The organism is Bacteroidota bacterium, from assembly GCA_017303905.1.
Lineage (GTDB): Bacteria > Bacteroidota > Bacteroidia > B-17B0 > Aurantibacillaceae > JAHEYG01.
On sequence record JAFLBH010000001.1, the window covers coordinates 903158 to 927575 of the forward strand.

24 protein-coding genes are annotated in these 24418 nt (G+C 36.5%); 12 read left to right on the forward strand and 12 right to left on the reverse strand.

Features of this window, described 5'->3' with window-relative positions; genetic code table 11:
* Positions 1 to 49 precede the first annotated feature (49 nt).
* Together J0L69_03790 and thiL are read left to right on the forward strand one after the other, a co-directional pair.
* Positions 50 to 445: a GxxExxY protein gene (locus J0L69_03790; protein ID MBN8692291.1), complete on the forward strand. Its 396-nt coding sequence runs from the start codon at positions 50 to 52 to the stop codon at positions 443 to 445.
* A gap of 43 nt (positions 446 to 488) precedes the next feature.
* Positions 489 to 1538, forward strand: coding sequence for a thiamine-phosphate kinase (gene thiL, locus J0L69_03795; GenBank protein MBN8692292.1), 1050 nt, complete (start codon positions 489 to 491; stop codon positions 1536 to 1538).
* 1 nt (position 1539) lies between these two features.
* Here the strand turns inward: thiL and J0L69_03800 are convergent, their stop codons facing one another.
* A complete protein-coding gene (locus J0L69_03800; GenBank protein MBN8692293.1) occupies positions 1540 to 2040 on the reverse strand; it encodes an IPExxxVDY family protein in 501 nt (166 codons plus the stop codon).
* Between the two features lie 86 nt (positions 2041 to 2126).
* Between J0L69_03800 and J0L69_03805 the strand changes: the two genes are divergently transcribed.
* On the forward strand, positions 2127 to 3017 hold the full coding sequence (locus tag J0L69_03805; GenBank protein ID MBN8692294.1) for an alpha/beta hydrolase: 891 nt from the start codon (positions 2127 to 2129) through the stop codon (positions 3015 to 3017).
* 31 nt (positions 3018 to 3048) lie between these two features.
* On the opposite strand, the gene J0L69_03810 is transcribed toward J0L69_03805, so the two are convergent.
* The gene (locus J0L69_03810; protein ID MBN8692295.1) at positions 3049 to 3942 is read right to left on the reverse strand and encodes a glycerol kinase; all 894 of its coding nucleotides are present in this window, start codon (positions 3940 to 3942) and stop codon (positions 3049 to 3051) included.
* 105 nt (positions 3943 to 4047) lie between these two features.
* Positions 4048 to 5235: a glycine C-acetyltransferase gene (gene kbl, locus J0L69_03815; GenBank protein MBN8692296.1), complete on the reverse strand. Its 1188-nt coding sequence runs from the start codon at positions 5233 to 5235 to the stop codon at positions 4048 to 4050.
* An 86-nt stretch (positions 5236 to 5321) separates the two neighbouring features.
* Between kbl and J0L69_03820 the strand changes: the two genes are divergently transcribed.
* Both J0L69_03820 and J0L69_03825 read left to right on the forward strand, forming a co-directional pair.
* Positions 5322 to 6383, forward strand: coding sequence for a VOC family protein (locus J0L69_03820; GenBank protein ID MBN8692297.1), 1062 nt, complete (start codon positions 5322 to 5324; stop codon positions 6381 to 6383).
* A gap of 228 nt (positions 6384 to 6611) precedes the next feature.
* Positions 6612 to 9311: a DUF3458 domain-containing protein gene (locus J0L69_03825; protein MBN8692298.1), complete on the forward strand. Its 2700-nt coding sequence runs from the start codon at positions 6612 to 6614 to the stop codon at positions 9309 to 9311.
* Positions 9312 to 9358: 47 nt separating this feature from the next.
* Here J0L69_03825 and J0L69_03830 read toward each other — a convergent pair whose 3' ends face one another.
* From J0L69_03830 to J0L69_03870, 9 genes are all read right to left on the reverse strand, one after another.
* Positions 9359 to 10432 (reverse strand): acyltransferase, encoded by a 1074-nt coding sequence (locus J0L69_03830; GenBank protein MBN8692299.1) that lies wholly within the window; start codon positions 10430 to 10432, stop codon positions 9359 to 9361.
* A 74-nt stretch (positions 10433 to 10506) separates the two neighbouring features.
* Positions 10507 to 12204, reverse strand: a complete 1698-nt coding sequence (locus tag J0L69_03835; GenBank protein MBN8692300.1) for a tetratricopeptide repeat protein — start codon at positions 12202 to 12204, stop codon at positions 10507 to 10509.
* Positions 12205 to 12297: 93 nt separating this feature from the next.
* Complete coding sequence (locus tag J0L69_03840) at positions 12298 to 12690, reverse strand: TonB family protein (protein ID MBN8692301.1); 393 nt, start codon at positions 12688 to 12690, stop codon at positions 12298 to 12300.
* Positions 12691 to 12693: 3 nt separating this feature from the next.
* Positions 12694 to 13635 carry a substrate-binding domain-containing protein gene (locus tag J0L69_03845; GenBank protein ID MBN8692302.1) on the reverse strand — a complete coding sequence of 314 codons (942 nt, stop codon included), beginning with the start codon at positions 13633 to 13635 and terminating at the stop codon, positions 12694 to 12696.
* A complete protein-coding gene (locus J0L69_03850) occupies positions 13625 to 13834 on the reverse strand; it encodes a hypothetical protein (GenBank protein MBN8692303.1) in 210 nt (69 codons plus the stop codon). The genes J0L69_03845 and J0L69_03850 overlap by 11 nt, the downstream gene beginning before the upstream one ends.
* Before the next feature lie 190 nt (positions 13835 to 14024).
* Complete coding sequence (locus J0L69_03855) at positions 14025 to 14705, reverse strand: energy transducer TonB (GenBank protein ID MBN8692304.1); 681 nt, start codon at positions 14703 to 14705, stop codon at positions 14025 to 14027.
* Positions 14706 to 14823: 118 nt separating this feature from the next.
* Entirely contained in the window at positions 14824 to 15465 is a 642-nt protein-coding gene (locus tag J0L69_03860; GenBank protein MBN8692305.1) for a biopolymer transporter ExbD, read from the reverse strand.
* Positions 15466 to 15488: 23 nt separating this feature from the next.
* Positions 15489 to 16169: a biopolymer transporter ExbD gene (locus tag J0L69_03865; GenBank protein MBN8692306.1), complete on the reverse strand. Its 681-nt coding sequence runs from the start codon at positions 16167 to 16169 to the stop codon at positions 15489 to 15491.
* 83 nt (positions 16170 to 16252) lie between these two features.
* On the reverse strand, positions 16253 to 17056 hold the full coding sequence (locus tag J0L69_03870) for a MotA/TolQ/ExbB proton channel family protein (protein ID MBN8692307.1): 804 nt from the start codon (positions 17054 to 17056) through the stop codon (positions 16253 to 16255).
* Positions 17057 to 17338: 282 nt separating this feature from the next.
* On the opposite strand from J0L69_03870, the gene J0L69_03875 reads away from it, so the two are divergent.
* From J0L69_03875 to J0L69_03905, 7 genes are all read left to right on the forward strand, one after another.
* Positions 17339 to 19795: a choice-of-anchor L domain-containing protein gene (locus J0L69_03875; protein ID MBN8692308.1), complete on the forward strand. Its 2457-nt coding sequence runs from the start codon at positions 17339 to 17341 to the stop codon at positions 19793 to 19795.
* 3 nt (positions 19796 to 19798) lie between these two features.
* Positions 19799 to 20155 (forward strand): MmcQ/YjbR family DNA-binding protein, encoded by a 357-nt coding sequence (locus J0L69_03880; GenBank protein ID MBN8692309.1) that lies wholly within the window; start codon positions 19799 to 19801, stop codon positions 20153 to 20155.
* A 53-nt stretch (positions 20156 to 20208) separates the two neighbouring features.
* The gene (locus J0L69_03885; GenBank protein MBN8692310.1) at positions 20209 to 20727 is read left to right on the forward strand and encodes a DUF177 domain-containing protein; all 519 of its coding nucleotides are present in this window, start codon (positions 20209 to 20211) and stop codon (positions 20725 to 20727) included.
* An 11-nt stretch (positions 20728 to 20738) separates the two neighbouring features.
* Positions 20739 to 20927, forward strand: a complete 189-nt coding sequence (gene rpmF, locus J0L69_03890; protein ID MBN8692311.1) for a 50S ribosomal protein L32 — start codon at positions 20739 to 20741, stop codon at positions 20925 to 20927.
* Between the two features lie 78 nt (positions 20928 to 21005).
* Positions 21006 to 22280 carry a sensor histidine kinase gene (locus J0L69_03895; protein MBN8692312.1) on the forward strand — a complete coding sequence of 425 codons (1275 nt, stop codon included), beginning with the start codon at positions 21006 to 21008 and terminating at the stop codon, positions 22278 to 22280.
* An 83-nt stretch (positions 22281 to 22363) separates the two neighbouring features.
* A complete protein-coding gene (gene plsX / locus J0L69_03900) occupies positions 22364 to 23302 on the forward strand; it encodes a phosphate acyltransferase PlsX (GenBank protein MBN8692313.1) in 939 nt (312 codons plus the stop codon).
* Positions 23302 to 24303, forward strand: a complete 1002-nt coding sequence (locus tag J0L69_03905) for a ketoacyl-ACP synthase III (protein MBN8692314.1) — start codon at positions 23302 to 23304, stop codon at positions 24301 to 24303. The genes plsX and J0L69_03905 overlap by 1 nt, the downstream gene beginning before the upstream one ends.
* Positions 24304 to 24418: the final 115 nt, after the last annotated feature.

A 24418-nucleotide genomic window follows, 5' to 3' on the forward strand; every position in this document is an offset into this window, starting at 1 on the left:
ACGTATCAATACGAATGTTACGAATTTGTGTTTATATATTTGTAAGAGTTTGAAGCCTGTATTAAATAAACAAGATTTAATTTACCCGGAACTTAGTTATAAGTTAGTGGGTTTAGCTTATTCTGTTTTTAATGAATTGGGTTTTGGGCATCTTGAGAAAACTTACCAAAGAGCATTCGCTCTTGAATTAAAGAGAGAGAATATAGGTTATAAGGAGCAAGTAAAGTATAATGTAGAGTATAAGGGAGAAGTAGTTGGAACAAATTATCTCGATTTTGAGATAGATGGTAAAATTATTATTGAGCTTAAAAAAAGTGGTTATCTGTCGAAGAAAAATCTCGAACAAATCTCAAATTATTTAAAAGTAACGGGCTTAAAATTGGGTATTGTGATAATATTCACGCCAGAAGGGGTTCGTTGCAAACGCATTGTAAATGAACATTAAAACAATTGACTATACATTCGTATATTCGTAAAAATCCGTAATCATGTTGGAAAATAACACAAGAACAGAGTTAAGTGCATTAGGCGAATTCGGTTTAATTAAACATCTTACCGAACATATTGAATTAAAAAATCCTTCAACCATTAAGGGTGTTGGTGATGATGCGGCTGTCATTAATTACACAAATACAAATACAGTTACTTTGGTTTCGAGTGATATGTTAGTGGAAGGCGTTCATTTCGACTTAACGTATGTTCCTTTAAAGCATTTGGGGTACAAATCTGTTATAGTGAACCTAAGCGATATTTATGCGATGAATGGTCAGCCCAAGCAAATTGTTGTAAGCATGGCAATTTCCAGTCGCTTTAGTTTGGAAGCAGTAGAAGAGTTATATGCAGGAATGCTTTTAGCTTGTCAGAAATGCGGTGTTGATTTAGTGGGCGGAGATACAACCTCTTCACTAAGTGGTTTGGTAATTAATATTACTGTTTTAGGTGAATGCGAGAAAGATAAAGTGGTGTATCGCCATGGTGCTAAAGAAGGAAATTTATTATGTGTGAGTGGAGATTTGGGTGGAGCCTATATGGGCTTGCAAATTTTAGAGAGAGAAAAAACCATCTTTAAGGAAAATCCAAACATCCAACCTGATTTAGAAGGTAAGGATTATATTTTAGAGCGACAGCTAAAGCCGGAAGCAAGAAAGGATATCGTTAAATTATTTTCCGATTTAAATTTACAACCAACCTCCATGATGGATGTGAGTGACGGTTTAGCTTCCGAAATTTTGCATATCTGCACACAATCTAATGTGGGTTGTGAATTGTATGAGGAGAAAATTCCAATCGATTCTCAAACCTATGATACGGCACGTCAATTTAATTTAGATGCAACTGTTTGCGCCTTAAGTGGCGGCGAAGATTATGAATTACTTTTCACTATTGATGCAGCAGATTATGATAAGGTAAAAAATCTTCCTGATTTTTCAGTCATAGGACACATTACCAATAAAGAAAAGGGAACCAACCTCGTTACTAAATCAGGAACAGTCGCAGCATTAAAAGCGCAAGGCTGGGATGCTTTGCTGAAAAAGTAAACTAGAAAATTAAATTACTTTTACTGCTTAATTGATCAGGAATTATTTCCTGAAGAGTAATTATTTCAGGAATTTTCTTTAACGCTTCCGCAATTTTATAACTGTGATGATAATGCTCGTCGCCTTTTATTAATAGCAGATAATCTGTTTTTGTAAGTTCCGGAATCAGTTTACTACTCTCATCAACAGTTTCATTAAAAAGCGAGAATAAATCACCACCTTCTTTTTCATTGTTTTCCTGTGCCACATAATTACTGCGGTTCGGAATTAAATTATATTCCAGATTTAATGCCTCATCGAAAAAACTATAAAAAGAAAATTTAAAATCCTTACCCATACGATGACTTAAGTCGATGTATTCCTCTAAACGCAAATCGATTCCCAAAGCATCGTTTACGGAATTAACAATAAAATACTGATTATCCGGACAAGCAATTCCGTAAAGCAAAAAATTATAATCTTCCGGTGACGGATCAAGAGTATATGCTTTTTGCTTTGACATTAGTAAGATGAAGGTAATAAATATTTGAGCAGTATAAAAGAATTGAGCGGGTTAATTTTTATTTCATTAATTTTATTACAATAAAAATGCAATTCATTAACAATATAAAAGGCTTGTACTTGGTGGCGGCTTTAGCATTGGCAATAATAGGTGTTTATTTGTATACGTTTTTTAATCGCGTGAAACCACCTGAAGTATTTAAGCCAAAGTATCCGACAGATGAAGCTTTTGTATTAAAGGATTTGAAGTACGGTAAAGACACACTTAATTATCTTGATTTGTATTTGCCAAAAAACAGAGATGCGCAAACACCGCTTTTGGTTATTATTCATGGTGGCGCATGGGTACAAGGCGATAAAAATATGTTTTGGACAGACATGGCCACTGATTTTTATGACGAGAAAATTTGTGTTGCCAACATTAATTATCGTTTGGCGCCAAAAGCAAAATTAAACGATATGCTAGCTGATATACGGGGCGTATTGTTGTTCTTAAAAAATAATGCGGCAAATTTTTCTTTAGACGTTACCAAGGTTCATTTGTTGGGTACCAGCGCGGGCGGCCACCTTGCGTTATTATATGCTTATACATTGGGGGAAAAAGATATTAAATCTGTGACATCATTTGCCGGACCTACAAATTTTAACGACGATAGTTTTTATCTACTCACTCAACAATGGGGCTTGCCAAATTTGTATAAAGATGTATTAGGAAGAGATTATATTAAAAATGAACCTGAAGTAATAAAAGCGAGCCCAATTCACAACATAAAAAATATTCCTGTTTTATTAATCCATGCGTTGGATGATGATGTTGTGCCCTTCTCACAAAGCAAACAGTTAGCTGATTCACTTCAATTCAAGAAAATAAAAAATCAGCTCTTTACATTGCCAAACGGAAAGCATTCTCCGTATGGATTAAATAATTCTTTTAAAGGCGTGGTGAATGAAACGGTGGTGAAGTGGATAGAGCTTTAATGAAATTTTATCACCTTATTCTATATCAAGGTTAATAAACTTTAATATTGAACTTCAATAATTTTTTCGGCAAATGATCGTCAAGATTTAATATGTCGTTATCATTAAGCTCAATTAGTTTAAAGTCATATTTTTTGTATATATCTATCTTTGCTTTTTTTCTTTCAGAATACTTAGGGTCACCTTCCATTCCCCAAAATTCAATATAGACATTCTCAGTAGGTATAAAGAAATCAGAATATACCTCTTCTTCAACTGGAAGCTTTCTTTCATATGCATGAGCAAGTTTATAATCATAGAGAGCGTTGTCTATAATTACTTCGGCACGCGAACGAACCATGTGTCCATCCTTTGTTCTGAAGCTTGCTGGAAATTTTTCACGAAAATTATCGGTATTTTTTTTATCTATCTCTTGTTCCTTATCTGGGATTGTTTTTTGAATTTCCGGAGCTGTAGAACTGTCTTTAAAAACAGAAACAAGGTTTTTATTGTTCAAAATGCTGTCAGGCCATAGCACATATGTTCCTCCAGAGGTTTCGTGTTCAAATTGCTTACCGCCAAGATTTTTCCCCAACTTTGTTACTTGCCAGCCTGCAATATCCTTTTCAATCCAGCCTAATTCAGATAAAATAAGGTTTAGCCTCTGAGATGAAATTTCAAAATGTTTACCTATGGCAGTTGCATTAATAAGTTTTGTTTTCATCTTTTGTTCATTGTCTTCAAAAGAAATATTATGTGGCCAAACGATATAGTCTCCAAACTTAGGATTGTTTCTAATTTGACCACCGTTTTGTTTACCTAGTTCTGTTAGAACCCATTTTTCATTTTTTCTATCTATCCAGCCTTTAGCTTTTAGTTTGTCAAATAGATCTGATGATTTAATCTCTAACTCGTTCGCTAACGCAGATGTCGAAAGATATTCCATACAGCAGTTAATTTTAAACCTTGCTAATTTATAATTATTATATTAAACAGTGAACCAATTAGAGTGCCCTCATCACATCCCAATTCTACGAATTATATAATACAACTATTTAATCACTCCCAACTCTTTTCCAACTTTTGCAAATGCGGCAATAGCTTTATCTAAATGTTCCTTTTCGTGTGCCGCTGATAACTGTACACGAATACGGGCTTGTCCTTTCGGAACAACCGGAAAGAAGAATCCAATTACATAAATGCCTTCTTGTAATAATTTATCGGCAAATACTTGTGATAGTTTAGCATCATAAAGCATTACCGGAACAATAGCACTGTCGCCTTCTTTTATTTCTAAACCGGCAGCTTTAATGCCTTTCTTAAAATAATTGATATTCCACTCTAATTTATCTCGTAACTCGGTCGTCTGACTTAATAAATCAAACACGGCAATGCTTGCACCAACAATGTGTGGTGCTAATGAATTAGAGAAGAGGTAAGGTCTCGACCGTTGTCTCAATATTTCTATAACTTCCTTTTTACCGGTTGTAAATCCGCCCATCGCACCACCTAAAGCTTTTCCTAAAGTACCGGTAATGATATCAACGCGCTTCATTACATTTTTTAATTCAACAGTACCTCGTCCGGTTTTGCCAATGAAGCCTGTGGCATGACTTTCGTCCACCATGACTAAGGCATTATATTTATCAGCCAAATCGCAAATTTTATCTAGCGGCGCCACGTAACCATCCATGCTAAATACACCATCAGTAACAATAATGCGATAACGTTGTGCTTGTGCTTTCTTTAATTGTTCTTCCAAATCCGCCATGTCACTGTTTTTGTAACGATAGCGCTGTGCTTTACACAAACGTACACCGTCAATAATTGAAGCGTGATTTAACTCATCGGATATAATCGCATCTTCTTCTCCAAATAAAGGTTCGAATACACCACCATTTGCGTCAAATGCCGCAGCGTATAAAATAGTGTCTTCTTGTCCTAAGAAGGTGGCAATTTTTTGTTCTAAGGTTTTATGAATGTCTTGTGTGCCGCAAATAAAGCGAACACTACTCATGCCGTAACCATGACTGTCTAAGGTTTTTTTAGCTCCTTCAATTACTTTTGGGTGCGACGATAAACCAAGATAGTTATTGGCACAAAAAATAATTACGTCTTTACCGTTTACTTTTACTGACGCACCTTGTGGGGTGGTAATAACACGTTCGCGTTTAAATAAACCGTTTGCTTCAATATCATTAAGCTGGTTTTGTAAGTGATCTTTAAATGTTCCGTACATAGCTAAAAATTTGTTTAAATGTAATAATTACCTTGGAAAAATCACGGTTTTATAAGTCAAATTAGTCTCTATATTTGCCCTTAATTATGAGCAAATATTTAATAGCAGGCATACAACAAGTTGGGATTGGAGTTCCTAACGTACATGAGGCATTTAAGTGGTACCGTCAGCATTTCGGTATGGATATTCCTATTTTTGAAGAGGCTGCCGAAGCCAATTTGATGCTGCCTTATACGGGTGGAAAACCGCAAAGCAGACATGCTATTTTGGCAATTAACCTTAAAGGCGGTGGCGGATTCGAAATTTGGCAATACACCAGCCGTACGCCTCAGCCGGCTACTTTTCAGCCACATTTAGGTGATTTAGGTTTATTTGTTGCAAAAATTAAAAGTGAAAATGTGAAGGAGTCTTATGCGTTTCTGAAAGCTAAAGGCGCTACTTTATTAAGTGATATCGTGAAATCCCCAAATGGCGAAGAGCATTTTTTCATCAAGGATTTATACGGTAATATTTTTGAAGTTGTGGAAGGAAAAGACTGGTTTGGGAAAGGGTTAAAAACAACAGGCGGACCGGTAGGAATGATTATTGGTGTAAGTAATATCGAAAAATCTAAAAACTTTTATGCTGCAGTATTGGGTTATGATAAAGTAGTGTATGATAAGGAGGGAGAATTTGAAGATTTAAAATCTCTTCCTGGTGGAAATGTAAAATGCCGTCGTATTTTATTAACGCATTCACAAAAGCGTACAGCCAGTTTTGCCGAAATGTTTGGCAGTAGTTATATAGAACTGGTGCAAGTGTATAATTACAGTCCCCGTAAAATATTCGAAAATCGTTTTTGGGGAGATTTAGGGTTTATTCATTTATGCTTTGATATTCGGAATATGCAAGCTTTAAAAGAGGCCTGCGAAAAGGCCGGACATCCATTTACAGTGGATGGGGGTGCCGGTTTTGAAATGGGTGAAGCTGCGGGCCATTTTACATATATAGAGGATCCGGACGGTACATTAATTGAATTTGTTGAGACCAAAAAAATCCCAATCATGAAAAAATGGGGCTGGTACCTCGATTTAAGGAAACGTGCCCCTGAAAAGCCGGTTCCTGCCTGGATGATGAAAACCTTGAAATGGAATAGAGTAAAGGATTAAAACCATTTCTTTCTCCTGAGTGGTGAAGGTGTCGCGGTTATGCCGGGACGGATGAGCACTAAAACTAAAGCCCCTTTAAGATTTCTCTTAAGGGGGCTTCGTGATTTTAGAACAACATGAACAAACTTCTGATACAAAGGTGAACTATTTTGGGCTTCCTTGTTTCACCCATATTGGGTTATTTTAAAACTCCTCTAAATCGCTAACTTGCATACAAATTAAACCCGTATGATGACCAATAAATTAACCATTGGAATTTTAACCGTTCTTGCACTGGCTTGTTCAAACACAAAGAAGAGTCAGTCAACAGCAAAGACAAACAATACTACAAGCATTGCAGATGAACCTGCTATAAATCTTGATACTATAAAAGTAGTAGCGGATGAGGCACCAAAGAAAAAGGTGTATCGAGCAACCAATAGTTTAACGAATGATATTTTACATACTAAATTGGAAGTAAGTTTCGATTGGCAAAAATCTCAACTGATTGGTAAAGCAGTATTAGATATCAAACCTTATTTCTATCCAACAAATATGTTGTATTTGGATGCACGTGGTATGGAGATAAAAAGTTTAAAGGTTTTACAACTGAACACTATGCCTATTGTTGCGCCTAAAGGTAAAAAGGCCACACAACCAAGTGAAAACTGGATGTTATCAAGTACTGATTACAAGTACGAACGCGATTCATTAAAAATTAGTTTAGGTCGTGAGTTTCGTCCCGATGAAAAATACAAAGTGGAAATCGAATACATTTCTAAACCGAATGAATTAAAGAAAGGCGGATCTCAGGCTATTAATGACGATAAGGGTTTGTATTTTATCAATCCTAAGGGCGAAGATCCGAATAAGATGCCTCAAATATGGACACAAGGTGAAACACAAAGTAACTCGGCCTGGTTCCCGACTATTGATAGTCCGAACGAAAAGATGACCAATGAAATCTTCATGACAGTAGATAATAAATATACTACACTATCTAACGGTTTGCTGGTTGCCTCAACAAAAAATGCTGATGGTACGCGTACTGATCATTGGAAAATGGATTTACCGCACGCGCCCTATTTAGTTATGATGGGCGTAGGTGAATTTGTAAAAGTAACAGATGAACCCTGGAGAGGTAAAGAAGTAAGTTATTATGTGGAGAAAGAGTATGAGGCACATGCCAAAGGAATTTTTGGTAATACAAAGGAGATGATGGAGTTTTATTCTACAAAGCTTGGGGTTGATTATCCTTGGCAAAAGTATGCGCAAATTGTAGCGCGTGACTACGTGAGTGGTGCTATGGAAAACACAAGCGCTACTTTGCATGGCGATTTCATGGTATATCAAACTACACGTGAAATGATTGACGGAAAAAAAGGAGAAGACGTTATCGCACACGAATTATTTCATCAATGGTTCGGAGATTTGGCGACGAGTGAAAGTTGGAGTAACCTTCCTTTAAATGAATCATTCGCTACTTACGGCGAGTATTTATGGAATGAATACAAGTATGGTCGGGATGCGGCTGATGAACACCACGCAAGTTCTCGTATGGGATATTACATGCAAAGTCAGCAAAAGCAAGTTCACATGATTCGTTACGATTATGAGCACCGCGAAGACATGTTTGATGCGTATAGTTATAATAAGGGGGGGCAAATATTGCATATGCTGCGTAAAATTGTAGGTGATGATGCCTTCTTTGCTTCTTTAAAGTTGTATTTAGAAAATCGCCGTTTTAAGCCGGCTGAAATTCATCATTTACGTTTAGCATTTGAAGAGGTTACAGGTGAGGATATGAATTGGTTTTTTAACCAATGGTTTATGGCAAGCGGTCATCCGATTTTAAATGTGAGCAAAGAGTATGATGACGCAAATAAAATCGTAACTCTAAAAGTAGAACAGAAACAAGATTTTAAAGAAACACCATTGTATCACTTGCCTTTGTATGTTGACTTATACATTAAAGGTAAAGCGGAAAGAAGAAAAATCGTAATTGATGAAGCTAAGCAAACGTTTACCTTTAATGTAAGTGCCAAACCTGAATTGGTAAACTTTGATGCAGAACGTCAGTTGGTTGCTAAAATAACATACGAAAAGTCGAAAGAAGAGTATGCTTACCAATTTAAAAATGCGCCATTATGGGGCGACAGAGATGAGGCTTTAAACTATTTCAGAAATAATTTAAGCGATAAGCAAGTTTATGAATTGGTAAAAGAAGCCGTGCAAAATGAGAAGTGGAAAAACTTTCGCATGGATGCAATTAGTATGTTAGGGCGAGTAGCGAAAGAAAATGAAGCTGAATTAAAACCATTAATGGTTTCTGTTTCTGAGAAGGATGCCGATACAAAAGTACGTGCAGAAGCCATTCAGTTTTTAGCATCTAATTATACCGGTAAGGATTTGGAAGCATTGTATGAAAAGGCTATGAATGAGCAATCGTACTCAATTCTCTCGGCAGCCTTACAAGGTTTGGCTAAGGCAAATCCAACGTTAGCTATGCAAAAAGCAAAATCGTTAGAAAATGAAAAAGGCAAGAAGTTAATTTTTACCATTGCTGATTTATATGCAGGTAATGGAACAGATGAGAATCATTCATTCTTTGTCAATGCACAATCACAATTCAGCGGATTTGAATTATTAGGCTATACAAGCGTATATGGAAAATTCTTGAAGCGTTGCAACAAACCGGAAACTGTTTTAGCAGGAGCGGCAGAGTTAAAGAAAATGGCAAAATCAGGTAATCAATATGTTCGCTATGGTGCTTTAAAAGTAATTAAGAGTAGTTTGGTAGATAATTGGCAAAGCAAAGAAGATAAGATAAGCAGCGCAATTGAGAAGGATAAAAAAGACGGCAAGGACGTTAGTTCACTCGAGGCAGAAAAGAAATCGGTAGCCGAATTAAAAAATAAATTAATTGAAGTTTACAATTCTGTGAAGTAGAAAATTAGTTTCTTAATTTAAAATCCCATTGAGTAATCAATGGGATTTTATTTTTTTACCATTTTTGATCGGTAATCAAGTACGGGTTTGTCAACGAAAAAATAAAGAAGTAAGGCAAAAGCCACCACAATGGCGTTTTGACTCACGAATTTAAGTGCGGGATGAATTTCGCCGAAAACAGGAAATGTACTGTTTAAAAAACGATACATTTCAACATGGATAAGGTAAATAGGATACGAAAGTAAACTTATCCATGTAATAACCCATCTAAATGGTTGTTTACCTTCTTTTGGTGCAAAAATCGGAGCAAGATAGAAGAATGGAATTATTACAGCAACCAAAAGGCTTACAATCGAAAACCAAAAACTTCTAACCCAAACAGCTTGTATGTTAACGTCGGAAGTGCCACCTCCGTCTATGCTAAAAAGTATAAACGCGATTATTAAAGCAGAAAATCCTAAAATAAAATATTTAACATGCGACATTTTTTTGAAGATTTCAGGATGAAACATGCGTATGCCTGCTAATCCAACTCCAATTAAATTGGAATCCATTCTGAAAACAAAGTTACCTACCATAGCGCCATAAGGATAATTGGTTTTTAGAACCCAGAAATAGCGTAACAAGTTGTCGGCAATGATAAACGCAGCTAAAAGAATATAAAAGTTTTTTGGCTTTATACCTTTTCTGAAAAAAATGAGAAAGAACAACGGCATTAATAAGTAAAACCATTCTTCAACCACCAATGTCCAGCTAACATTTAAATAATCAATCCCGTAAAAATTACTTTGTAAAAAGGTAAAATAGTACAATATGTTCCATCCAATACTTGGGTCGATTAAGATAAACTTTAAAAGAAGAACAACATAATAGAGAGGTAGTGTTCTAAACCATCTTTTTTTCCAGAAATGGGTAACGCTACTAAGGTCTGCTTGGTCTTTAAAATCACGAAGCAAAATCCCGCCAATTAAAAAGCCGCTGACAACAAAAAAAGACTCTACCGCTACAATTCCATAACGTGTACCGAAAAGTGACCCATATCCACTGTGTGTAATTATAACACACAACATGGCGAGTGAGCGCATTAAGTCTAAACCGTAAATACGATTTTTAGTAATCATGAAATGCTAAGATATAAAAAAGCCCTGTCTTTTCATTTTGGAAAAAGACAGGGCTTTAAACAAGTTAGAGTTAGTTACTTTTTTGGAGGCGTAAAATAATTTTTAGCTTTTACGTTATTCGGATCAATCGTTTTTAACTCATTAAAGTATTTATCCGATTCAGGATTTGGTTTATTCGCATTTTGAGTTAAGTGATAATACCCTAAATATTCCAATGCTTCAATAACATTTGATTTGTAGCTACCTGTTTTTTCATTTGGCTTCGTTAGTTCTAAAGCTTTTTCAAATAACGGCTTTGCCAGCCATTGAGTATTGTTAGGATCTAGGTATGTTTCAACACGACCCTTCCAGAAATAACCTGCAGGGAAGGTTGGATTGCTGCGAATTAACCCGGAAAAACACGTATCTGCTTTTACGAAATAGGGTGTTGCCTCGGCTTCTTTCGCTGTTTTTGCTTTAGCATCTTTAATGGTAGAGGCTTCTCTTAATTGAGCACCACCGGCAAAGTAACACGTTCTTCCAAATTCAAAATTATCTTGACCGTTAACTGCTTTTGAGCAAGTAGTGCGTTTTTCCCATGCCGCAATAGATTTATTATAGTTTTTTGCTTTCGCCCAAATACGACCAACCTCAGCCCATAATTCGCAGTTACCGCTTGCGTCCATGGCGATTGCTTTTTCCATTTCAATTACACCTAAAGAGTCTTTACCGTTTTTAGAAAGTAACATTCCTTTGTATTTATAATCGGTTGGTAAATATTTGAAGTTTGATTCTTTCGATGATAAGTCGAAAAACTTCGTCATGGCATCTAATCCTTTTACATAAGCCATGGTGTCGGTTTTATTCCCCATTTCATAATAAGCATAACCCATTAAGCGAGGAATGTACAAATTACTGTAACCGGCTTTCATTAAACTTTCACCTTCCGCAATGGCTTCTGCATATTGTTTGTTGTTATAAAGCGCAGTGAAGTAACGGTAGCGCGCGTCATTGCTGTTGTTTAATTCTAAATATTTTTTCCAGTATTCAATGGCGTCTTTATTACGTCCTGCCATCATGTACACTTCCGCTAATTCGCGGTAAGCAGGTGCGAAAGTCGCGTCAATACCTAAAGCTTTTTTGTAATAATCAATAGCCAATTGGTAGTTACGTCCGCGTTGGTATAACTTACCTTCGCGTAAAATACCTTTGGTAGATTTCGGGTTTAACTCAGATGCTTTCTGATAATTTTTAATTGGCGCACTTCCATCAGTTGGATTTTTTTCCAATAAAGCATCGCCCATCAAAATATAATTCTCAGGATTTTTCGCGTCTAATTTAATAGCGTCATTTAATAATTTAATAGCCTCATCTAAATTTTTATTTTCCGCATTGATATAGGCTTCCGCGGTTTTACGCATCACTTCGGTGTTTTTATTTGCACCTAAAGTGGCAGCTTTATAAAACATGGCTTTAGCTTCCGCTTCTTTGCCTTTGTATAATAATACTTTCCCTAATCCTACATAGTTTAATGGATATGTAGCGTTTAGTTCAGTTCCTTTTTGGTATTGTGCGTTAGCACCTTCCAAATCATTATTACCGAAAAAGTTTTCTCCGTAATAAAAATAATTCTCGCCTTTGCTAGGTTCTTTGCTAACGATGGTAGCGAAATCAGATCCGGCTGCAGCGTAATTTTCGTTTTGTGTTTTGATGATAGCATCCTGTAAAGTTTGTGCGTATGTAAACACACTGAAACTAAGGGCAGCTAGGGTTAAACGGGTCTTCATATTCATTGTCATATAGAGTTCAAATTTAATATAATTATCAGATATTCAAGTTTGGTGCCAAAGGCTAAATACCGGTCATTTTTTTACATTTTTTAAGGATTATTTAAGGGTGAAAAACACAGGTAGACCCATTTTAACCGGAACGGGCTTTCCATCCTTTATTCCGGGTTTCCATGGAGGCATTTTTTCGATGGCTCTAACCGCCAAAGCATCGCATGCCGCGCAACCCACACAACTTCTCACAATAAAAACTTGCCCCACTTTGCCGTTTTTATCTACGGTAAATTCTACTAAGCTTTTACATCCTCCTTGGTTTGTTGTGTTATCGGTTTTCAGACTGTCGGTTTTGAGATGTGAGGAAATAAATTTCATCATTTCCTGCGATCCCCCGGGGTATTCAGGCATTACATCCGGGTTTTTAATCGCTTCATCAGCTTGCGGAAAAGCTTTATAGGATAACGCAAATAAGAGTATAATTATTGTTTTTCTCATGTATTATTCTGCGTTAAGTGGAGCCATGTTTATTTCAATAACACGTTCTTGTTGACGTGCCGGCAATAAACCTTGTTTTAAAAAAGTCATTTGTCCTTTTGGTCCGGCCATAAATGTTTCTAAGCCTTGCGAAAGTGTAAAATCTTCGGAGCGCCGTATGAAATAAATCGTGCGTGTAAACGGATACTCTCCGGTTTTAAATGAACTTTGGTTGGGTTCGAAATAAACAGTATTATCCTTACCAACCGAAATAAAATGAATTTTATTCTGATATTTTTTATAAAGCTCATCGTCTTTATCACTTAACCATGCAAAATCTAGAAACCCAATAGCATTTGGTGTGTTGGCGATTTTTTCAATTAATTCTAAACTGCTCTCAACAGCAAAACAATTTTTTCCAAATGATTTTTGTGCTAATAAACTATCTCTTAAATACAATGAAACAGATGATTGTTTATTATCGGTAATGGCGATGAGTTTAATTTCAGTTCCTGCAGAATCTTTTACAATCAATTCATCACTTAATAATTTCTTTATCTGTTCAGTGCTTAAGGTTTTTATTTTTGTTTGCGAATTCACAATGAGTGCAACGCCTGTTTTTGCCATGGCAGAATAGCGCGGATTCAGTTGTTTTTGTGCAAATAATTTTTTTTCGTTTTCGCTCAAGAGCCGATTAATCATAATTGCTTTACAAGAATCATCATATAATGCTTTTATGCATTCGTTTTCAAAAGCTACAATACTTTCGCATTTACTACCGGGGTATTGTACGGCGAAAGTATAAAGCTGATTTTTCACGTGGAGATTAAGCCCCTCTTCATGAAATACTTTCAGCTGACCTGAAGTAGGAGAGTTGTCTTGATAATCATTTTTGTAATAATTATCACATCCTGTAAATGCAAGTACAATTAAAAGGAGTAAACTATTTAAAAAATTATTCTTCACGTTTTGTTAATTGCTGATAAACACGCATGCCTCTAAAAATGGCATAGGCGCAGAAAACAATAATCATCATTAATCTTCGGCCACCACTTACTCTATCAATCATGAAATCGGTAAAAATGAAAGCAAATGCTCCAGACACCACCAATAAAACCATGATGATGCTAAACCAAAGCGATACAGATTGATTCAAGTTTTTCATGTGTAAATTTTTAAAAAGCCGCATTTTATAACAATATTTCTTCTATTTCATGTTTGTGTATAAGGAACATGGTTATTTCATAGATGCTAAGATAAATATTACCCTTAATAAGTTCCGTTAATATTTGTCAATATTGTAAAACAAAAAAGCCCGAACAATAGGTCCGGGCTTTTTTAATTTAATGAGAAATCTATTTAATTGTAAAGTTGATTGGTAAGTTAAAGTAAACCGGTACTGCTCGTCCGTTTTGTTTACCTGCTTTCCACTTTGGCATTGATTTTACAACGCGCATTGCTTCTTTATCACAATCAGGACAACCTGCAACACCTTTTAGAATTTGAACGTCGCTGATATTACCATCTCCGTTTACAACGAACTTCAAGAAACATTTACCACTTATACCTGCTTCGCGTGCCATGGCCGGATACTGAATATTCTTTTGGATATATTTCATCATCTCCATTGCTCCACCCGGGAATTCAGGCATTTCTTCTACAACAGTAAAAATTTCAGGAGCTGCTGCTTCAGCAGGTCCGGTTTCTTCAACCGGAACCACAGGCAAATCCTTTTCACCTTCTTGGTCTTTAGTACCAACGTTAGTTTCTTTAACGTCTTCTTGTAATTTTTGAGGTTCTTCTTCCACCGCATCATCTTTAATCACCGGAGGAACGAATTTCACCATTTCAACCATTGGTGGTGGTGGCGGTGGTGGTGGTGGCGGTGGTTGTTCTTCCTGTGGTGGTGGTGGTGTTAAATCAACAACGATATTACTCATGTCAATTGGTTTCTCCACTTCTTCAGGTTTGTTATCGATAAATAATTTTAAACCAAACAAAGCAATACTGAAAGCAATCATGCCACCAATAATCATGGTAACGCGCTTGTTGTAATGTTTGCGCAGTTCGTAGGCGCCGTAGTTTTGATTTCTGCCTTCAAAAACCAATTCGTTACGGGCGTCCAGTGTAAGGTCATTCCAATTCTGTAGCATCTTAACCTCCTGTTTTTTCGTTAATCATATCCAACTCCGACTTCATGATATCCACTACAACATACTTACCAACGATATTGATATTTAATTCATCAATTAAATCGATCACGTTTTTATAAGTTGCTTGGTCATCGGTTTTAATAAGGAATGTTGGAGTCGTTTTATCAGCTTTGGCTTGCTTCACTAAACGTTTGTAAGTAGTGTCGGCCATTTGTTTTGCTTCTAATTTTTTATCCAATTCCTTTACTTGATCATGAAGCCATTTATTTTTTTCGCCGAGGTATTTGTGCAAGCCGCCATCGCCTTGTGAAAAATTTAATTCTTTCAATTCGGTTTTTGGTCCGCTTTCATTTGCTTCAGCGCGAAACTCGCCTTCGTAATAAAAAATACGGTCGTCTTTAGTTAAGAGCATTGTTATACCGTTTTTAATCGGAGGTTGATCTTGAATGTTTTCAGGCGGAGCAGGGAAAGTTAACTCCATCGATTTTGGTTTACTGAACGTTGATGTTAATACGAAGAACGTTAATAACAAGAACGCTAAGTCAACCATGGGAGTCATATCGATTTTCGTCGACTGCTTCTTGGCTCTTTTCTTGCCACCTTTGCCGTGGCCACCGCCGCCATCTTCTGCAATTTCTGCCATGTGTTAATGTTTTTATTTACTCTTTAAGGTTGTGGATTGGTAACCGTTCCGCCGCCTTCTAAAGATGTAATTAAGTTAAACTGATAAATTTTTAAATCCGTAAATGTTTTGATAGCATCTTTAACCAAAATGTATTTGGTTTTGCCATCACATTTAATTGCATAGCGTGGCTTCTCTGCTTTAAAATCTGAACCAGCTGCTTCAGCTTGTTCTTTTGCTGCATTGTAAGCCATTACTGCTTCTTTTCCTGCAAACGAAATCCAATCCTTTAATTGTGGATTTTTTAAAGTATCGTTAGGGATACCTTTTTGTGGTTGAAAGCTGGTACGTTCATTTTCGCTGGCATCAATGTATCTTGGTAAATCTTTCAAATCAACACCAATACTTGGTAAACCACTGAATTTTTTTATTTGTTCTTCAGTAAATTTTACTCCGTATTTATCACTCATTTGGCGAAGTGCCGCCATTTTAGCTGTTGAATTACTAATTCCAAAAAACAAACGGCCTTTATCATCAATAGTAACCATAATGTGGTTATCTGGTAGTGTTACCTGACCAATTGAAGAAGGTGGATCAACCGTTACCGGTTCGGCCATACGAAAAGAAGCTGTCAACATAAAAAAGGTAACGAGCAGGAAAGCTAAGTCCACCATGGGTGTCATATCTAAGCTTGGAGCGCCGCCTTTTGATGGTTTTTTTGACATTTTCTTAGTGTTTTAATATTTAGATGAATACTTATTTAAAATTCCATAAACCCCTTAAAAAAATATTTTAAAGGGAATGTGAATTATTTTCCGGTTGATTGGAATTCACCGATGATGGTAAATCCTGCTTCGTCCATTGCGTAAGTAATCTGATCGATACGGTTACTAAATAAGTTATAGAAAATAATCGCACAAGCAGAAGTTAAGATCCCTACTAAAGTGTTTACAAGCGCTTCAGAGATACCGGTTGCTAAGGCTGCAGTATCAGGAGCACCGGCGTTTGCCAAAGCCGCGAACGCACGAATCATACCAACTACAGTACCGATAAGACCGGCTAAAGTACCAATAGAGGCCATGGTTGAAATAACCACCATGTTTTTTGATAACATTGGTAATTCTAAAGCTGTAGCTTCTTCTAATGCTTTTTGAATAGCAGCAACTTTTGCTTCTTTATCCATTGAAGAATCGTTCATGACGAATTTGTATTTTTCAATTCCTTCGCGAACTACGTTTGCTAATGAACCTTTTTGAGCATCGCAAGCAGCGATAGCTCCATCAAAATCGTGGCTTGAAATTAATTCCTTAATCTTAGCAACGAATTTTTCTGTTTGACCTTTACCATTTGCTTTTTGAATAGTAACAAAACGCTCAAGAGCGAAAGTGATTACTGTAAATAAAAACCCTAATAAGATAGGTACGATAAATCCACCTTTGTACATGGTTCCTAATAAGTTATGCGGATGCCCTTTGATTGGGTCGCCACCTTCAAAGTTACTAGGCGCACCTAACACTTGGGTGAAAATGAAAACGCCGATACCGATGCAAATAGCAATTGCTAATGCTGAAACTACTAAAGGAAATCCTCCTGATGTTTTGTTCTTGCTCATAGATGTATGTGTTATTAGTTATTATTAGTTTTTATGATTGCCAAACTTAGTAAATTAGTTTTAATTGTAAAAGTTTTTGAGATTAAGTGTTTGTTACTTGTTTCATAACGCTTTACGCTCTAAAAATAGTATTTGAAACTGCGCCCAAAATGGGGGAGTTTTATAAGTGGCTGTTATTTTGCAATAAGTGGTGAGCAATAACGTTATTCTTTTCACGAAATTTGTTAAAAGACGATAATTCTCAATTGAATTCACTCTTTTTAGGATAATTTTATAGTCTAATTGAAAGAGACAAAAACATACCTGATAGTTTTACTTTTATTAACGGTTAATCTGTTAGATGCACAACTATTGGTATCTCCCAATAACAATGCTGCAACTTTGGTGAATCAAATTGTAGGAAATAACGTTACGATTACAAATGCAGTTATTAATTGTGGATCCGGTGGCTCAGGAATTTTTCTTTCTAATAACTCTAACATTGGACTTAACAATGGTATTTTACTTACTACGGGTAAAGCTACAAATGCCATGGGGACTAATAATGATGCCGATAAGGGCGAGTGCTTTAATACTAATTCAAGTATTTCCGATCCACAATTAATCGCTATAGAACCTAAAGCAACATACGATGGTTGTATATTAGAATTCGATATCAAACCAATTTGTAATACGCTCCAAATAAAATATGTTTTCGGTTCGGAAGAATATCCTGAATTTGTGGGTTCCCAATTTAATGATGCGTTTGGTTTTTTTATTTGGGGACCTAACCCTGCGGGTGGTACATACAATGGTAATAATATTGCCCGTTTACCTAACTCTACACAAGTAACCATCAATAATATTAATAATGGTTCTACTAATAGCGGACCTTGTACTAATTGCAGCTTTTATGTTAATAATGCAGGTGGCGGAACTATACAATACGATGGATTCACTACACCTCTTACAGCATCAGCAAACGTAACACCGTGTCAAACCTATCACTTAAAGTTAGCTATTGCGGATGCGGGTGATTGTGATTACGACTCAGGCGTTTTTTTAGAATACCAAGGTATTAGTTGTTCACAGGCACAAATCCCTACGGTAGCTACACAAACTACTACCTCTTTCTGTGATTTGAATAACGGATCGGCTACGGCTACAGTTGGTAACTATACCGGAACGGCCACTTATTTATGGAGTCCGGGTGGACAAACCTCTGCTACAGCAGTAAATTTGGCTCCGGGGAATTATCAATGTCAAATCACATTTCAAAATCCTTGTCCTTACACCAAAACCATTACAGTTCAAGTGCCGCATAGTACCGGTTTTAGTGTAACACAATCCATTACCAATATTAAATGTCCGCAGGATGTAAACGGTTCTGCTACTGTTGTGCCGAATGGAGGTAATGCGCCTTTTACTTATTCCTGGAATACTAATCCGGTACAAACATCGGCAGCAGCAACCGGACTTGGTTTAGGAACTTATGTTTGCACTATTACTGATGCTACCGGTTGCGTGAAGAAAGATTCGGTAAGAATTTTCGCAACCACCACTTTAACAATGGCGCCAACTTCTAATCCTGCGCTTTGTAATAATGCTACCGGAGAGGCGATGGCTAACGCTTTAGGCGGCGTTCCGCCTTATACTTATGTGTGGAATACATCCCCCGTGCAGACGTCATCAATTGCTGTTAACCTTCTGCCCGGAAATTATTCAGTAACTGTTACCGATAACGACGGTTGTATAAAAACGATGTCGGTTAATGTATCAAATTTCGAACCTGTAATTACAATTGTGGATAGTATTGTGCACGCAACTTGTAATCAACCGAATGGCGCCATCCTTATTGATACACTTATTGGCGGAACTTATCCATATACTTTTAATTGGTCGGGTGGACAAACCACACAATCTGTTTCCGGATTAGCGTCGGGCTCTTATACTGTTACTATACGAGACGCTAATAATTGTCCGGCTGCCAAACTATACGCAATCAATAATTTCACCTATCTGCCAATTAACAGTGTAGTTAAAGATGATAAATGTGATCAGAAAAAAGGCGAGGCAACAGCCATAGTATTAGGCGGAACAGCACCGATTTCTTATACCTGGAGTAACGGACAAACAACGCAAACAGCGAGCGGACTTGGTGCCGGTTCCTATAATGTAATTGTAAAAGATGCTGTTGGTTGTACAAATACCGCAGTGTTCAATGTTTCAAATTATAATGATTCATTTAATGGCTATGTAACAATCAATCCGCGCGATCCTTCAGTGAATGAAAATTTCCAAATCAGCATTCATCCAACGAGTTTATGGACCGTTGATTTTGCAGGTTTGAATACAGGTTTTATGTTACGCGATACGGTAGCTGTACTTAATTTGTCTGAATATGGATGGTATTATGTGAATTATTTTTTGGTAAGTGATAACGGATGCAGAACCACAATTAAATTCGACTTTTTTGTAAAGGATTTCATGACCTTGTATTTCCCAAATACCTTCACGCCGAATGCGGATGGCGTGAATGATATTTATTATGCTGTAGGAACTTTGGTGAAGGAATTTAAGATGCAGATTTATGATCGTTGGGGTGAGCAGGTGTTTAGTACGGACGATTTATACAAGGGCTGGGATGGAAAATACAAAGGAAGTTTAGTAAAAGAGGATACTTACACCTACAAAGCCCTGGCAAAGGATTACTTTGGGAAAGCCTATAATTTTACCGGGCATATTAACGTTATTCGTTAAATCATGAATATTGAAGAATTGAGGGAATATTGCCTTTCAAAAAAAGGAGTGGAGGAATGTTTTCCGTTTGATGAGGAAACACTTGTTTTTAAGGTGATGGGAAAAATGTTTCTTTTAACAGGGATAGATTCCAGGCCACTGGAATTCAATGTAAAATGCAATCCTGATTTGGCGATTACTTTACGCGAAACATATAAATGCGTGAAACCGGGGTATCATATGAACAAAAAGCATTGGAATACAGTGACTTGTGATGGTTCGACACCAATTAAGCTGATAAAAGAATGGATTAATCACAGTTACGATTGTGTGGTAGATAGTTTACCCCAAAAGCAAAAAAAGGAGCTGGAAGGGCTATAATATTTTTGTAAATCCCTTATTATTATTACATTTGCATCCCTTTTTTAAGCGAAATGGGCAAGAAGCAGTACATAGTTAGATTTGCCGGATTGCCTGTTGGAACTCACGAGTTTGAGTTTAAAATTGACGGGAAGTTCTTTGAGCAGTTTGCAGATAGTGAAATACATAAAGCGGATTTAGATGCGCGTATTGTATTATTAAAGCAAAATCATCTCATGCAAATGCAATTCGAAATTAACGGAACCGTTAATTTAAGTTGCGATCGTTGTTTGATTGATTACGATTTTCCAATCGAATCTCAGGAAGAATTGGTTTTAAAAACCGGTAACCCCGACGAGAGCAACGATGAGATTTTGGTGATTAATGAAGGAGATGCCGGAGCCGATATTTCTCACTATTTGTACGAATATATAATGTTAGCTCTTCCCTATCGCCGCGTTCCTTGCGAAATAGACGACGAGGTTGAATGTGATGAGGTAACAAGAGAAAAACTGGACGAAAGTTCAGTACAAGAAACAGAACCAAATCCCGTATGGGAAAAATTAAATAAAATAAAGTTTAACAAGAATTAAAATAAGAAACCATGCCAAATCCTAAACGAAAATTATCACGCTCACGCAGAGATTCACGTCGTGCTACATACAAAGCACCGAATATGACTATTGCAAAAGATACTACAACCGGCGAAGCACATTTATTTCACCGTGCACACTGGTTCGAAGGTAAATTATATTATAAAGGAAAAGTTGTAATGGAAAAAGCAAACGCTTAATCCTTGTAACATCTAACTTAAAGAGCCCCGTTTGGGGCTTTTTTATTTCTCTAAATAGAATTATTTTGCAGGCTCTCTATGCAACAATTAATTCAACGAATCGGCAACCTAGGCGTTTCACGTGTCAGCGATTTTCATGAGAAAAGAAAAGTACAAACACTGAACTACTTTAATTTAATCGTAGCTTTTTTTCTACTTATCGGTTCCAGTAATGCGGTTTTTTTAAAATCAGAATATCCTATTTGGGTACAATTAGCATTCTTTATCACGGCATTGTTTTGCATCTATTTAAATTATCTGGGGAAATATAGTCTTTCGCTTGTTGTTTTTACTTTGTACATAAATATTTCTCTTTTCTTCGTTAATGAGTATTACCCATTCGAATCAGGGGCCTATTTGTTTTATTTTCCATTAACAGTAACAGTTGTTCTTTTAAATAATCCATCCATTAAGGATAAGTTTACGGTTTTGCATTTTTTTATTTCGATTTTATTTTTTCTGATATCCGTTTTTTTTGATTTTACGAGTATTCGAAACCATTCTATACCACCTGAACAGGTAAATCTTTTATGGTATTACGATGTTGTTTTTTCTGTTGTTTGTACTGCTGTTTTGTCATTTATGTTAAATCGTTTAATCGTCAATCAAAATTCCGAAATCATCAACCACTTAAAGCAAGAAAGAGAAATTCAAGGCAAGTTAAATGCTTCATTAAAGGAGAAAGAAATTTTACTTGCCGAGGTACATCATCGGGTAAAAAACAATCTTTCCATTATCGCGGCATTAGTAAATATGCAACACGATAAGGCTAAAAATAATGAAACTAAAGAGATTTTAAATGATACAAAAAGTAGAATCATGAGCTTGTCGCTTGTGCACAATATGTTGTATAGATCACACGATCTCAATAAAATTTATTTACACGATTATGTCGGCTCTCTGGTTAAAGAACTGATGATAACTTTCAATAAGGATCAAAGCATTATTTTAAAGGAAAATTATCAAGACATTGAAATTTCATTGGATAAGGCAATTCCGGTTGGTTTGTTGGTAAATGAAGCGTTGACAAATATTTTCAAGCACGCATTTAGTCAAATGACTGAAACTCCTGTCATTTGTATTAATCTTTCTGAAAGTAATGGAATAATAGTATTAGAAATTAATGATAACGGGAGGGGAATAAGCGGCGATAACAAAAGAGAAGAAGAATCACAGTCATTGGGTATGTCTTTAATGCATGCCTTAACTGAGCAGCTGGATGGTAAATTGAAGGTAAGTACTGATAAGGGTGTGCTTATACAATTGAAATTCAGTACAGAAACTCTTCAGTCTAAAATTCACGCAAGAAATTAGAGTTGATAACTTTAGAATTGTTCACTTGTAATTTTAAACCTAAATTTGTTTTTTTAGCCTCTTTAAGAGAACCTCATTTGTTTATGAAAATTGGTTTGGATATCATGGGTGGCGATTATGCACCCAAAAATTGTTTAGACGGTGCTATCCTCGCCGCTAAAGAACTTCCGTCTGATGCAATTATTGTTTTGATTGGTGATGAGGTGCATGCCAAAAAATATTTATCAGAGCAAAATGCCGACTTATCCCGCTTCGAATTTGTGCACACAACAGAAGTTTTGGATATGGGCGCGCATCCAACAAAAGCACTGGCTCAAAAACCTAATAGCAGCATTGCCATTGGTTTCAAATTATTAAAAGACGAAAAAATTCATTCTTTCTCCAGTGCCGGCAACACAGGTGCCATGTTAGTTGGTTCGATGTTTTCTGTAAAGGCTGTGTCTGGAGTTATTCGTCCAAGCATTGCCAATCCTTTGCCAAAGGAAAATGGCGGTTGGGGTTTAATCTTAGATGTGGGCACCAATGCCGATTGTAAACCGGATGTGTTATACCAGTTCGGAATTTTAGGTTCTATTCTCGCCAAAGAAGTTTATAAAATTGAAAAACCAAAAGTCGCTCTTCTGAATATTGGTGAAGAGCCGGAAAAAGGAAATTTAGTAGCACAAGCAACTTACAACTTAATGAAGGATTCAAAAGATTTTCATTTTGTAGGTAATGTGGAAGGCCGCGATTTATTTAATGATAAAGCGGATGTAATCGTTTGTGAGGGCTTTACCGGCAATGTGGTGTTAAAAACAGCAGAAGCTTTTTATACCATGATGCGCAAACAAAAAATTAAAAACGACTATTTCGATAAGTTTAACTACGAGATTTACGGTGGAACTCCGATTCTGGGAATTAACTCCAATGTATTAATCGCGCATGGTATTTCAAGTCCTACTGCTTTCAAAAACATGTTATTGTTAGCAAAGGATATTGTTAATGCTAATCTCAGTGAAAAAATTAAACAAGCATTTCAGTAATGATAAAAGCAGTTATAACAGCAGTTGGAGGTTACGTACCTGAATATATTTTAACCAACGACGAACTCTCAACAATGGTAGAAACCAACGACGAGTGGATTACTACTCGTACCGGTATAAAAGAGAGAAGAATTTTAAAAGGTGAGGGCAGAGGCTTATCGGAAATGTGTGTTGGAGCCGCTAATGAAATTCTTAAAAAAAGAGGAATTTCCGCCGAAGAATTGGATTTGGTAATTGTTGGTACTATCACCGGTGATTATGGATTTCCTTCTACTTCTAATGTAGTATGTGATAAAATCGGAGCTAAAAATGCATGGGGATTTGATTTATCTGCGGCTTGTTCAGGATTTATTTATGCTTTAGCAACAGGTGCTCAGTTTATTGAAACCGGTCGTTATAAAAAAGTAATGGTTATTGGTGGAGATAAAATGTCGTCTATCATCGATTATACCGATCGCGCTACGTGTATTATTTTCGGCGATGGAGCAGGTGCTGTTTTATTAGAGCCTACTACTGAAGACTTAGGTGTAAAGGATTTTATTTTAAAAGCTGATGGTGCAGGCAGAAACTATTTATGTATGCACGCCGGCGGTTCTGTACTTCCTGCCTCCCACGAAACTGTAGATAAACGCCAGCATTATGTATATCAGGAAGGGCAAGCTGTGTTTAAGTTTGCGGTGAAGGGTATGGCAGATGTGAGCGCTGAAATTTTAGAAAAAAACAATCTTACTTCTAATGATATTCAATGGTTAGTGCCACATCAGGCAAATAAGCGTATTGTAGATGCAACCGCGTCTAGAATTGGCCTGAATGAGGATAAAATCATGATGAACATTGAGCGATACGGCAATACAACGGCCGGCACCATTCCTCTTTTGCTATGGGACTATGAAAAACAGCTGAAAAAGGGAGATAATCTGATTATTTCTGCCTTTGGTGGGGGCTTTACCTGGGGTTCTGTATGGGTAAAATGGGCTTACGATGGCAGTAAAGTGAAATAAAAAACTGTTTAAAATCAGTTTTTTCCATCCTTAATGTGACTTTCGTCTCTTTCCTCTAATTTACTAGGTGTAATGACAATTATATGACAATAAAAAGCTTGTCAATAACGACATT